This is a genomic window from Streptococcus sp. 27098_8_134 (assembly GCF_041431675.1).
GTDB lineage: Bacteria > Bacillota > Bacilli > Lactobacillales > Streptococcaceae > Streptococcus > Streptococcus sanguinis_R.
The window spans coordinates 337,526-351,151 of the sequence record NZ_JAPVYD010000003.1 but is presented as its reverse complement, the minus strand read 5'-3'; the positions used below and the strand labels follow the sequence as shown (position 1 = coordinate 351,151).

Annotated in this window: 8 protein-coding genes; all 8 read right to left on the bottom strand. The window is 44.0% G+C overall.

The window, feature by feature from the left end; translation table 11 throughout:
• Window positions 1–47 precede the first annotated feature (47 nt).
• On the bottom strand, window positions 48–5,780 hold the full coding sequence (locus O3620_RS09070; RefSeq protein ID WP_371601663.1) for a ZmpA/ZmpB/ZmpC family metallo-endopeptidase: 5,733 nt from the start codon (window positions 5,778–5,780) through the stop codon (window positions 48–50).
• Window positions 5,781–6,100: 320 nt separating this feature from the next.
• Window positions 6,101–7,234, bottom strand: coding sequence for a molecular chaperone DnaJ (gene dnaJ / locus O3620_RS09065; protein WP_002905343.1), 1,134 nt, complete (start codon window positions 7,232–7,234; stop codon window positions 6,101–6,103).
• 198 nt (window positions 7,235–7,432) lie between these two features.
• Window positions 7,433–8,065 (bottom strand): DJ-1/PfpI family protein, encoded by a 633-nt coding sequence (locus tag O3620_RS09060; RefSeq protein ID WP_125379911.1) that lies wholly within the window; start codon window positions 8,063–8,065, stop codon window positions 7,433–7,435.
• Between the two features lie 227 nt (window positions 8,066–8,292).
• On the bottom strand, window positions 8,293–10,122 hold the full coding sequence (gene dnaK / locus O3620_RS09055; RefSeq protein WP_004184222.1) for a molecular chaperone DnaK: 1,830 nt from the start codon (window positions 10,120–10,122) through the stop codon (window positions 8,293–8,295).
• Window positions 10,123–10,258: 136 nt separating this feature from the next.
• Window positions 10,259–10,795 carry a nucleotide exchange factor GrpE gene (grpE, locus tag O3620_RS09050; RefSeq protein WP_002905347.1) on the bottom strand — a complete coding sequence of 179 codons (537 nt, stop codon included), beginning with the start codon at window positions 10,793–10,795 and terminating at the stop codon, window positions 10,259–10,261.
• Window positions 10,796–10,830: 35 nt separating this feature from the next.
• Entirely contained in the window at window positions 10,831–11,865 is a 1,035-nt protein-coding gene (gene hrcA, locus O3620_RS09045; protein ID WP_032909614.1) for a heat-inducible transcriptional repressor HrcA, read from the bottom strand.
• A 163-nt stretch (window positions 11,866–12,028) separates the two neighbouring features.
• The gene (locus tag O3620_RS09040; RefSeq protein ID WP_002902356.1) at window positions 12,029–12,757 is read right to left on the bottom strand and encodes an ABC transporter permease; all 729 of its coding nucleotides are present in this window, start codon (window positions 12,755–12,757) and stop codon (window positions 12,029–12,031) included.
• The gene (locus tag O3620_RS09035; RefSeq protein ID WP_032909071.1) at window positions 12,750–13,589 is read right to left on the bottom strand and encodes an ABC transporter ATP-binding protein; all 840 of its coding nucleotides are present in this window, start codon (window positions 13,587–13,589) and stop codon (window positions 12,750–12,752) included. The genes O3620_RS09040 and O3620_RS09035 overlap by 8 nt, the downstream gene beginning before the upstream one ends.
• Window positions 13,590–13,626 lie beyond the last annotated feature (37 nt).

The following is a 13,626-nucleotide window of genomic DNA, read 5'->3' as shown; positions in this document are numbered from 1 at the left end:
ACGGTCCTTATTTGCAGCTAGACCTAACGTAAATCTGACACTTTGACTCAGGAACCCCAAATGGAGTTTTCATCCATAAAGCTGTTGGTGTTCTTCAGCAACTGCGTAAATACAGCATACTTGAAGTCCTTGGTTGCGCGTTCATCAACACGAGACTTCTTCAGATCCTTGTCAACAGCTTCTGCAAAGCCAGCTTTTAGTTCTTCATAAGTACTATAGACTTTTCCGTTGACTGTCACTGGCTTAATACCTGAGGTTTGTGCTTTATCCACAACTTTTCTGAAGTAAGCTTTCTTGAAGGCTTCCATGGTTTCAAATTCACCTTCAGAAATTTGCTTGATGATAAAGTTATCGCTCAAACCAGTCACACCTTGCTCATTGGCTGTCTTGCGGTGTTTATTGGAAGCATAGCTTACAAAGCCTTTTTCATAGCCATAGTAACCCCAGATTCTGAAGGTATTATGCTTGAACATCAAGGCTCCTGGCGCCCCAGTATTGTTTTGACCACCACCATAGATACCCGTCATAAAGTCGATAGCAATGTAACTAGAGTCATAGTCAGCAGGATTATAGGTTCGATTGTCCACCGCACGGTTAGACAGCAAGCCTTGGTCAACCAAATCCTCTACAGACGAGACTGACATGGCTGCTTTTTCCTCTGCCGTCAACTCTCTCACAACATCGTATTGGGTTCGAGGATCCACAACTTTCGGTTCAACCTTCTTGAACCATTTGGCTGCTGCTTCATTTCCTTTGGCAACAACGGCTTGTCCCTCAAGGTAATCCAGCAGCATGAGGGTATCATTATACCCCTTCATGTAATGGTCGATGTCTGCTCGGTTCTTGAAAAGACTTGGCGAGCTATTGAAAATGAGACTGCCATCATTTGGACGATCAAAGGCCATATTGAGACCCAGAGCACCCCAGCCTGGCTGACCAGGAACTGGTGATTGGAGCAGACCTTGGGCATAACCTTCTGGTCCGATACCTTGTCGCCTGCCATGTCCGCCCAGATAAATATCTCTATCGTTGACGTGGGTGAGCTCGTGCGTGAAGACAGACACACCGTATTCCGTCAAGAGGTCAAAGGCCTCGAAGTTCACACGGATTGAACCAGCAGCATGGGCACCGTAGCCATTTGACTTGTACCAGCCACCAGCTCTTCCGCCAACTAGGTTGAAGAACTCGCGGGATGGAGCATAAGGATTGCCCTTATTATCATTTCCGTTGACATCAATCCAGCCACGTCCTTCCACATCAAAACCATCCCATACAGCCGTTACATTTTGCTTGACCATTCTGGACTTGATATCATCTGAGAGAAGCTTGTACCAAGTGTCTACGTGATTTCGATGCTGGGTCGCTACTTCCTTGATGCCCGCATTAAATCGTTCATCAGACCATGACCGGCGCTTGTCTCTGTTGACAAAGGCCATCGTGCTATAGTTTGACAGAATGGCTAAGCGCGTATTCTTCAAGGTTAGAAGCGGGAGGATATAGTTGCTGAAATATTCAGAGTTGAGGTTATCAAAGACGCGATACTTAGCAGACTTAATCTCCTCGACTTCGGACTGGCGTTCTTCAAACTGAATAAAGCCTCGTGTTGCATCCTTGAACCAAGAATCCATGTCTTCAAAGTCAGTCAGCAGGCGACGGTTGTAATCCAAGTAAGCGACCAAATCACTAGACTTGGACTCAGCCTTCAACTGACGCGCAAACATATTGACATTGTCTGCCCCTTTCAGTTGATTTTCTGTCGAACGACCAATCTTAATCAAGCGATCCAGCAATGACACTTTTTCACCATAGAAATCTGGTTTGAAGAGTACTAGCTCCTTAAGGTTATAGTCGCCAAATTTGAGATCGTAATAACGGTTGAGGTAGGTCAGACCGAGCATGATAGCCGTCTTGTTCTCTTCGATTTTAGCTTTCAGAGCTTCATTGGCTGCTGGATTATCAGCATGGAATCTTGTCCATTCATTGGCCAGGAGCTTACCAAGCATATCCTGCAAGTTGGCTTTCACTTCAGCCAGAGATTCATCTAGGAAGAGACGCTTGACTTTGTTGACCTTGTCATTATCATTAGGCAGGCCAACAGAACGATAGACTTCATCACTGTACAGTTCAAAACTCTTTAAGCTCTCAGTCAGCTGAGTCAGCAAGTCTTCTTTGACAGCCGTTGAGTGGTTTGGAGTATAGACTGTACCAAGCTCTGCAATCTGGTATTCCGGCAGAGCCGTCTGTTCAAATCGTGCTTGATTTTGAAGATTGAAGATGGTCTTGCTTCCGTCTGCAAAATGGACTAAGATCTTATCTGCATCCGTTCCGCCAGTAACAAATTGGTTGCCTTTCAGGGCTTGAACTGATAGAACTTTCTTAGTCAACAGGTCGCCCGCCTTACCAGCATCCACCAGCTTATTGGCCTCATGAATCAAGAACTCTTGGTTGTAGAAAGGCATAAAGCGCTCGAGGTTCTGATAAAGCTGTTCATTTTCTGCCTTGTAACCTGGCTTATCTTGATAAGTACTTGTTCTCAGGATAGCAGCATTTAGCTTCTCAGTTGTTACTTCATTTGCGCTGGTTTGCTCAAGAGCCGTAATCTGATAGCTCTTGACTTTTTGCTCAGCTTCTGCTTCTGTCAAGCGACGGAACTTAGCATCTTTACCTGTCTTGGTTCCAGAGCTTTGTCCCTGAACACCAAAGAGGTTTTGGAGTTTTTGTCCCATCCAAGCATCGGTAATCTCATTATCTGAGCTAAAGAGCTCTTTACCGTTCACTACCGTTGCATAGCTGACAGTGTCATTGATGGTTCCATACGGCCAAATGGAAGCAGCGATACCAGCTGAATTTCTTGAGCCTGCATCCTCTAACTTACCTTTGGCAACTGATTGCATCAATCTGCCCCAGTTACCCCAGCCTGAACCTGAATAGTCAGTGAAGTTTTGAGCGACCAGCATACCTGCATTTTGGCCACTCTTAACCCAAATATCCGCTTCAACGTAGGCACGTTTCACCAAGGACATGGCGTTGGTTCCAGCGATACCAGCTGTTACAGAATTTCCGCCTTTAGACTTAATCTGACCCTTAAAGGAGACATTTTCAACTCGAGATTGGCCTTCTATATTGTTAACCAGACCGGCTATATGGTCTCTTCCTTCCAAGTATCCTTGTACATTGACGTTTTCGATTACTCCTTTATTCTTCAAGCGGGCAGCAATTGTCGCAATTGTATCGCCCGCTTGCGAATCTGGATAAACCATATTGACCCGCTTAAAGTCAATATCCTTGACCGTTCCGCCAGTAATCGTATCAAATAAAGGATGCGCCAAGTCTAAAATCGCATGGCGCTCGCCATTTTGACCGCCAATCAGCTGACCTTTGAACTCACCTGGCAAGTAAGATTTGCTGTTGGCAGGTTTGTCAATCAGCTTGGCACTGATACTGCGGCCCAAAATAAAGGTTCCAGAAGGATCTTCCTTGATACCGTCCAAAAGATCTTGGAAGTCATAGTAGACATTTCCTTCACGCTTCTTAGCCTTTTCCAGATAGAAATCAAAGCTGTTTTGAAGACCAGTTGCGCTTCTTTGCAGCAAGTCTGGCAGCTGAGCCTGAATCTTGAAGACAGGCTGGTTATCAACGACCACTTCCTCAATAGAGGTAACTGGTAGGACAGTGTCCTTGAACTGGTCGGATGTAAAGTGCAGATAATATTGGTCCAGATTTGCTGGCTTTTCAGCCAGAGTAGGCATCAATTTTGTCTGGCCATTTTCAACCTTCATCAAAGCGACATTAGTGATGGACTTGAGTTCTACCTTCTTCAGGTCAAGCTGGACTGTCTCTTGAGCTAATTCCTGACTTTCAGAGCCATTTCCTAAGTCATAAGACAGAGTCGTCTCAATCTTATATGGTGTATAGTAGTCCAAACCACTGAAGCTAGCAGTCAACTGGCCTGCCGCCAAGTTCTGCTCTGCTATCAGCTGGCCATCCTTCTTCAGACGAACATGAGCACTAGTAAAGGCTTGATCCCTGTCCGTCAGCTGGTATTGAATCTGAACTGATTTCTGCAATTCATCCTTCTTAACCGCTGAAACAGTCAGAGTTGGTGCTGCTTTAAGGGCCAATAAGTCGGACAAAGCTTGCTTAAGTTGGTTGACACCCGCATCTATTTCATCTTGACTTGACGAAGTTTGATAAACCGTCGCAGCCATATTCTTAATTGCTTGCAGCTGCTGATAGGATTGATTGGTGTAAACTCCTGGATCTACAGCCGCTGCTAAAGCTAGCTGCTTGCTCAATTCTTCTTTATTGATGCGAGCCTTGCTACCCCGAGTGACCACTGTATCAACTGCTTCATGCAAGATTCTTTCAGTTATTTGCGGCTCTGATATGCGATTACCACCCAAGACTTCATAGCTGGTAACAATTTCTTTTTGTCCTGGAGTTCCATCGACAGTGGTCTCCTCATCAAGATACTTGCTATCATCTGTCTTGTTGACAACTTTAGGTTCAATCGTTTCTAGCTTGATGTCTGTATGCAGACTAGGCTGTTCTGGCTGAACTGTTGACTCACCATTAACGCCACCTGTGTATTCTGGCAATGCTGGCTCAACTGGAGCCACGTCACTAACTGTAGCTACTGGAGCATCATAGACTGGATTGTCTGCTTGAACTGCCGATTCACCGTTAACGCCGCCTGTGTATTCTGGGAGGGCTGGCTCAACTGGGGCTGTATCATCAACTGTAGCTACTGGAGCATCATAGACTGGATTGTCTGCTTGAACTAGCGATTCGCCGTTAACGCCGCCTGTATATTCTGGCAATGCTGGCTCAACCGGGGCTGTGTCTCCAACTGTACCAACTGGGGCAGTATAGACTGGAGTTTCCGCTTGAACTAGCGACTCACCGTTCACAGCACCGCTGTACTCTGGCAAGGCGGGCTCTTGTAAACTTTCCCCTTTTGCCGTTTCTATAGGTGGATTTGACGGCTGAGGAGCTAGACTAGGATTTGGAGTTGGAGCTGGAGTTGGAAGATTTCCTATCTGGCCAGAATCACTTTCATCAGGATTCAGCTGATACTGCAACCCTGCCTGAGCAGCTCGATCAATAGAATCAGAATCCTCTTTTGCAGCTTCTGACACTTCTGCTTGCGCTTGAGCCTCTTGACCAGCCGGCAGAGAAGTTGTCTTGGTCTCTGTCAAAGTACGCAAATCAGAAGCGGTAAAGTAACCGATATAGTTATAGCCTGCAATAGTCACATCCGCTTCAGAAACTGCTGACGAAACCGCAACTTGACGGTTATAGGAAAGTAATTCCCGATTTTCTAGCGCAAACGCTTGAGGAGACTGTAATACAGTCTGTCCCAAGCTGCCTAGCAAAAGCACTCCTAGTAATTTGCCAGATTTCTTTCGTGAGAATACCAAGACAGCCAAAATAGCCGTTCCTGCAAATAAGCTGAGAAGCGGCTGACCGTTATTTCCTGTACTCGGCAAGACAGCTTGCCCATCTTGCTTCCGATAAATCAGGTAATAATTTTCCCCTGTTTGCAGATTTTCAGGCAGACCTTTCTTAATCAGCCCTTTTTCCTGCTCTGTTAGCTCTTGCTCTTCGACATAGCTATAATGAGCAGTCGCACCGCCTCCTACTTCATCCGCAGCAACAGTCGAACTGGACAAAGAGCTCCCAAAAATCAGAGCTGCAATGGCAACTGAGCCCACACCGACAGACAATTTGCGAATCGAATATTTCTGAATTCGCTCCTGCACTTTTTCAAAACGTTTCACTTTATAAATCCCCTTTTTCCTAAAATGTATAAAGCTAATCTCCCAATATCTCCCTAGCCAACTCCCCAGCAGGCTAAAAAGATGCGTTTTATACATATAGTATTATCATATATCTTTTAGGAAATTTTTACAATAGATTTTACTTAAAAAAACAATTAATTTTTGTAAAAGTAAATAGAGAAAATCTCTTTACGCTTTTTATTGTGAATTTCTTTTGATTAAAGGGCTGATTAGAGCGGATCTCGTTCTTGACTACATTTGCCCAATAGCTTTCTAGAAAACACAAAAAGAACAGCTTTAGGCTGCTCCTTTTTATCTGATTACAAATCTTCCAAGGCATCTTTCATTTTGTCGAAGAAACCTTTTTTCTTAGGATTGACCGAGATGTTGCCAGCTTCCGCAAATTCTTTGAGGGCTGCTTTTTGACGGTCGTTGAGGCCAGTCGGTGTCACAACATTGACAGTAACATACTGGTCACCCATGCTTCCACCACGCAGACTCGGTGCTCCCTTACCACGCAGACGGAAACGCTTGCCAGTCTGTGTTCCTTCTGGGATATTCAGCTCAACATCCCCGTGAACAGTTGGAATATCTACACTGTCACCAAGAGCTGCTTGGACAAAGTTGAGATTGAGCTTGTAGTAAATGGTAGAGCCATCTCGCTCAAACTTATCGCTCGGCTCAACTTGGACCACAACATAAAGATCACCATAAGGGCCGCCATTAAAGCCTGCTTCACCTTGACCAGACAGACGGACCTGCTGACCAGTTTCTACACCAGCAGGGATTTTCACCTTGACGCTGTGAGCCTGTTTTTCATGCCCCGTTCCATGACAGGTTTCACAAGGACTTTTGATTTCTTTTCCTCGGCCGTGACAGACATCACAGGTTACTTGGCGACGCATCATGCCAAGCGGTGTCTGGGTATCAACGTTGATAACACCTGATCCATGGCAGCGACCACAGGTAACAGGGCTAGTTCCTGGCTTAGCACCAGACCCGTCACAGGTACGACAAGTCGCTTCGCGGTTATACTTGATTTCCTTCTCAGCCCCGAAAATGGCTTCTTCAAAGCGGAGATTCACACGATACTGCAGATCGTCCCCTTGGCGCGGAGCATTAGGATTACGCGAAGCACCGCCACCAAAGAAGCTAGAGAAAATGTCTTCAAAGCCGCCAAAGCCGGAGCCATCAAAGCCACCGAAGCCGCCTGCACCGCCGCCAAAGCCACCATTAGCTCCCGCCGCGCCGTATTGATCATAGGCCGCCCGCTTTTGCTCGTCGCTCAGAGTCTCATAAGCCTCTTGGACTTCTTTATATTTGTCCTCCGCCCCAGCTTCCTTATTAATATCGGGGTGGTACTTTTTAGATAATTTCCGATAGGCTCTCTTGATCTCATCCTGAGAAGCATTCTTAGAGACACCTAGACGGTCATAATATTCTGTATTGTTCATATAAGATACCAAGACCGTAAAATTCGACTGAAAAATAGGAAATCAGGCGACGGAGCGATGCTCCTAGACAGATTTCTCTTTTTTCCGAGAATTTAGGTCGGGTTCAGTTCCTTTCTTTTATATTGAGTCAGAATTTTTGGAACCCGTGTTCAGTTGCGAACACCCATGTTCCTTTCTTTAAATTTTAGAAAATATTGATTAGAGGGTATTTTCAAATTCATGCTTCATCTCAGCAAACTCTTCATCGGATAAAGTGAATATCAAGTCCTCTTCCGAATACTGATTCTGTTCTTTAAAATAGTTGTCAGCATTATCTACCAAATCTAGACTAAGAAGCACTTTTCTTGCAAACGCTTGATGTGCAAAGCCAACAGCTGTAATGATGTTTTTATCTTGTAGAACAGCTTGAGCTTTGAAATTCTCACGTGGAAGAAATTCAAAATAGTCAAAGAAGTTTTGCCAAATCCCACCAGTAAATTTATTATCCTTCAATAAACCTGCTTTCGCCAATAAAATGGGAGCTGATGAAATAGCTGCAATCAAAATCTCTTGCTGCTTCAAACTTCTTAGGAAAGAAATCAATTTTTCATCATGCAAAGCAGGGATAATATTTATCATTCCTGGCAAAATGACACAAGAATAGTCTTCGATAACTACTTCATCCAGTGTCCTAGTAGGTTGACAGGGAAGTCCATCTTCTGATCTTATAACATTTATATCTGAACCAGCATAATCAACCTCAATACCAAAAGATAGAGCTAAAGCACTGGTCAGACTAACTACTTCATAAAGTGAAAAATTAGGATAAATTAAACAGAGCACTTTCTTCATAAGCGTCACCCTCTAGTTTAGCGAAAAACAGAGGCTGGGTTGCAACCTCTGGATTTCTTCCTATCATTACGACGTGAAATTTTCAAAACAATATTTTTCGAAAAATTTTTGACGCGGTAGCTGATTGGATTTTAGGTTCGTCTTTCAGACTCCCAAAAATCCTAATCATCCTCGCGGGGGTTCGACTACGAACTAAAAACTTTCAATTTTTAGTTCTGTCTCACCGCCTATTTCTCCGTAAACTCTCCGTCTACGACATCGTCGTCTGCTTTAGTTGAGCCTGTGTTTTCAGCTCCTTCTGCTCCCGCTTGGGCTTGTTGAGCCGCAGCAGCTTGCTCATAGAGTTTCACTGCCAACGCTTGAGCTTTTTCGTTAAGAGCTTCCAATTTCGCTTTCATATCGTCCAAGTTATTATCTTCTTGCGCTTTCTTAAGTTCATCAAGAGCAGCTTGGGCAGCGTCACGCTCTGCGTCAAAGCCTTTGCCTTCAGTTTCCTTGATTGTCTTTTCAGTCGCAAAGATAGCTTGGTCGACTTCGTTACGAAGGTCAACTTCTTCTTTACGTTTCTTATCTGCTTCAGCGTTCGCTTCTGCATCCTTCATCATACGGTCGATTTCTTCATCAGTCAAGCCGCTGTTAGATTGGATGACAATGTGTTGTTCTTTTTGAGTTCCAAGGTCTTTAGCTTTAACAGATACGATACCATTCTTATCGATGTCAAAGGTTACTTCGATTTGAGGAATTCCACGAGGAGCAGCTGGGATATCTGTCAATTGGAAGCGCCCCAGAGTCTTGTTATCTGCTGCCATTGGACGTTCACCTTGAAGAACATGGATATCAACGGCTGGTTGATTGTCTGCCGCAGTTGAGAAGACTTGTGATTTAGAAGTTGGAATCGTTGTGTTGCGGTCAATCAGCTTAGTGAAGACGCCACCCATTGTTTCGATACCAAGTGACAATGGTGTTACGTCAAGAAGGACAACGTCTTTGACATCACCAGTGATAACACCTCCTTGGATAGCAGCACCCATAGCAACTACTTCGTCAGGGTTTACTGATTTGTTTGGTTCTTTACCAGTTTCAGCCTTAACAGCTTCCACAACTGCCGGAATACGAGTTGAACCACCAACCAAGATTACTTCGTCAATTTCTGACAAGCTCAAGCCTGCGTCAGAAAGAGCACGACGAACTGGTTCTTTAGTGCGCTCTACCAAGTCACGAGTTAAATCGTCGAATTTAGCACGAGTCAGAGTCATTTCCAAGTGGAGAGGTCCAGCGTCACCAGCTGTGATAAACGGCAAGCTGATTTGAGTTGAAGTCACGCCAGAAAGATCTTTCTTAGCTTTTTCAGCTGCATCTTTCAAACGTTGAAGCGCCATCTTATCATTTGACAAGTCGATGCCGTTCTCTTTCTTGAACTCAGCTACCATGTGGTCGATAATCTTTTGGTCAAAGTCATCACCACCGAGTTTGTTGTCACCAGCAGTTGCCAATACATCAAAAACACCATCACCCAACTCAAGGATTGAAACGTCGAAGGTACCACCACCCAAGTCAAAGACCAAGATCTTCTCTTCTTTATCTTGTTTGTCAAGACCGTAAGCAAGGGCTGCTGCAGTTGGTTCGTTAACGATACGTTCTACTTCAAGACCAGCAATTTTACCAGCGTCTTTAGTCGCTTGACGTTGTGCGTCGTTAAAGTAAGCTGGCACTGTGATAACCGCTTTGCTGACTTTTTCACCAAGGTATTCTTCTGCATAGCCTTTCAAGTATTGCAGAATCATAGCTGAGATTTCTTGCGGAGTGTATTCTTTGCCGTTAGCAGCTACTTTTTCAGATGTTCCCATTTTTGATTTGATGGAAATGATTGTATCTGGATTTGTTACTGCTTGACGTTTTGCCGCATCACCAACGATGATTTCACCATTTTTGAATGACACTACAGATGGTGTTGTACGATTTCCTTCTGGGTTTGCAATGATTTTGCTTTCAGTTCCTTCAAGAACTGCAACTGCTGAGTTTGTTGTACCTAAGTCAATACCGATAATTTTAGACATATTTTTACCTCTTTTTACTTTAATTTTATTTTCAATACTCTTTGGTTCGTTCGCTCATTAAAAGCAAAGCTAAACGAATGTTTTCTTTCTTCATAGTTTATTGTCGTTTCGGACAAGATTTTTCAAGTTTTCTAGCCTAGTTATAGACCACTACCATTGCTGGGCGCAAAATACGATCATGAAGTTTGTAGCCTTTTTGGAAGACCTGTGCGATAGTGTCAGCTGGGTGCTCATCGTCAGCTGGAACGGTTTGAATGGCCATGTGATAGTTATGGTCAAAAGCTCCGTCAGCTGGGATTTCTTCGATACCCTCTTCTTTGAGAGCATGAATCAAGCTTTCCTGCACCATTTCCAGTCCTTTTTTGACATCATCTGTCAGACCTTCAACGGCAAGTGCGCGCTCCAGATTATCTATCGAAGGCAAAATAGCTTTTGCCAAGTCCTGGCTGCGGTACCTTTGCAGCTGCTGGCGTTCTTCATTTGCTCGGCGCTGGATGTTCTGCATTTCTGCATGAGCACGGAGATATTTGTTTTCAAAATCTTCTGCCCGCTCATTAGCTAGTTCTAATTCTGATTTTTCAGGGCTTGCTGATTCAGCTTGCTCAGCTGTTTCTACAGCTTCCTCTTTTACTTCTACATCTTCTGGATGTTCTTCTTGTTTATGTTTTGCCACAAGGCACCTCCTTTTTAGGAATATTTATACTATATTTAGTGGACTTCGTAGTGATTACTGCTAAGGTATCGATAGAAGTCGGTCAGTTTCATGGTCAGCACGCGGTTGACGACATTCATCTGACTGACCAGCCGTTGGTAATCAAGATTGACCGGACCGACAACTGCCAGCACCCCAAAGCCTCGATAAGGAATCAGGAATTTGCTGGAAATTAGTGTCAAATCAACCAAACAGCTTTCTCTACTGTCTGCCACGCGCACGCTTTGCATCTGATCTTCGGCCAAACTGTCGCGAATCTCAAAAGCTACTTTCTGCGGGTCATCAAAAAACTGATAGGCCGTCAGGTCTGAGAATTCCAAGAGCTGAACCTTGCCAGACAGAATCACATTTTCCTTGAAAATATCACCAAAGATATGCTCAAAAAGCTGAATGACATTGTCCGTCGTAGTGAAATAGCGTTGGATAATCTGCGGAATTTCCGTTCGAATCTTGTAATGGATGTCCAGCACTGTCTGTCCCAAGAACCGCTCCCTTACTAGGCCTTTAAGCCTGTCCAGATCTTCTCTTAGGAAGTTGCGCGGAATCATAAACTGACTGGTAATGGTATTGGACTCATCCAAGGTGAAGACCGCCAGAGCCGTGTGCTGACTGAGCACAACGATGTCAAAAGCTGTCAAACGCTGCCGACTGGGTTCTACATCCAGTGCAACAACCGTGCATCCACTGAGCTTGGTCAAAAGGTCTGCTGCCTGTTGAAGAATGTCCTCCAAGTTGAAAAACTCATGGTCAAAGGCTTTGATAACCTCATAAAGTTCATTCTCAGCGAGACGATCAAAGGACAGAGAATGCTTGACAAAGTACTGAAAACCAGCCACGCTAGGCTTACGGCCGCTGGACGTATGCGCCTTTTCCAGAAGCCCCTGCTTTTCCAAAGCTGCCATATCGTTTCGGATAGTAGCACTACTGGAATTGATGGAATCCTGCAGGGCTTTGGAGCCGACCGGCTCGTGAGTCTTAGTAAAGATATCAATAATCAAATTCAAAATCTCATTTTGACGCTCCGTGACCACGGCATCACCTCCAATCAAGATTCTGCTGTCAATTAGCACTCAATCACCTCGAGTGCTAACTCATGATTCTATTATACACTCTTCTACTCCAAAGTCAAGACAAAAACTCAAAAAATTAGCACTCTTTTTACAAGAGTGCTAAAAATCAGTCTAGCGACCTAGATTAGTCGTCCAAGATTTGCAAACGGCGCATCAAATAGAAAGAAATTCCTGTAAAAAGAAGCAGCCAAAGTAGCAGAGCCAAAAATTCTCCGCTCCATAAATGGAAATGAGACCAATCTTTCATATAACTAGTAAAGAGGCCCATAAAGCTATAACGCAGCACCTTAAATAAATCCTCGCTCATATTTGAAAACATAGGAATAAATGCCGCCAAGAGCATGGCTGGAACACTAAGGGATTGTGCCATGACCTGATTTTTACAAAACAGACCAACCATTAAAAAGAAGAAAATTAAGACCAGCATGGTCAATAAGAGTACCAAACTATAGCTAAATACATGATTAGAAAGCTTAGCTCCTACCAAAAGTGGGGTAATGACGATATAAAAGCTCCCAATAATCGCTGGCCAGATTAAGGCGGAGAGAATGTATTGACCCGCTGTCACACCAGCCAAGCGCAAACTTTGCAAATTATGTTTTTCTCTTTCCTCAGCTAGGATGATGATGATAGGTGTCCCAACTGACATGGCTAGAGAGAAAGGCAGAGAGATCGTAAGCAACATAATAGCTAGTTTATCCACTCCAATTTCCTTACCTACTCCATTCAGAGAAAAAATAAATTTATAGAGAAAAACAAGGAAAATCGGCATAAAAACCTGCAATAGAATACTTTTATTAGCTAGTGTCACTTGACCTCTCAGCCAAATCATACCTTTGAATTTATTAGACATTTAAGGTACCTCCTGTCAACGTGATAAAAACATCTTCCAAAGTTGGTTCGCAGGAATGAATACTGATAACGTTGGACAAATCCAAACCACCTTGCAGTTCATCAAAGGTAACTGTCTTCGTCGTCAAATCTTCATATTCTAAACGAACCTTCTTATCTGTATTATACTTTTGGATTATCTCATGCGGACTGCCCACTTCGACTAATTTTCCTTTACTTAGCAAGGCCAAGCGATCACACAAGAGGGTAGCTTCTTGCATATCATGAGTCGTCAAAAAAATAGTTGTCCCCTGAGCTTTTAGTTCTAGCAGTAGTTCATGAATGGTGCGAGAGGTTGACGGATCCAAACCACTGGTTGGCTCATCCAAGAAGAGCAATTTAGGTCGATTAATCAAGGCGCGAACCAGTAACATGCGCTGCTTCATACCGGTAGATAGTTTTTCAGCCACCTTGTTGCGGCTATCATAGAGTCCCACTTTCCGGAGAAGTTCATCGACTTCTGTCATCTTAACACCAAAGAGCATAGCATAGGCCTTGAGATTCTTATAAAGTGACATCTTTTCATAAAAACCACTGCCATCGCTGACAATCCCAATCTGCTCCAGGACTTCTACCTTTAAATCCTCAACCGGTGCAGACAGCACATGAGCTGTCCCAGCATCTGCAGACAACTGACCAGTCAAAATATTGATAGTCGTGGTTTTACCAGATCCAGATGGTCCTAGGAAGCCAAAAATCTCTCCCTCTTGGATGGAAAAATCGATTCCTGCCAAGGCTTCTTGTTCCTTGAATTTCTTTTTCAAGCCTTGCACTTCAATAATGGTCTTTTTCATTGTTTTCCTCGCTTTCACAACAGTATTTAACAAAACT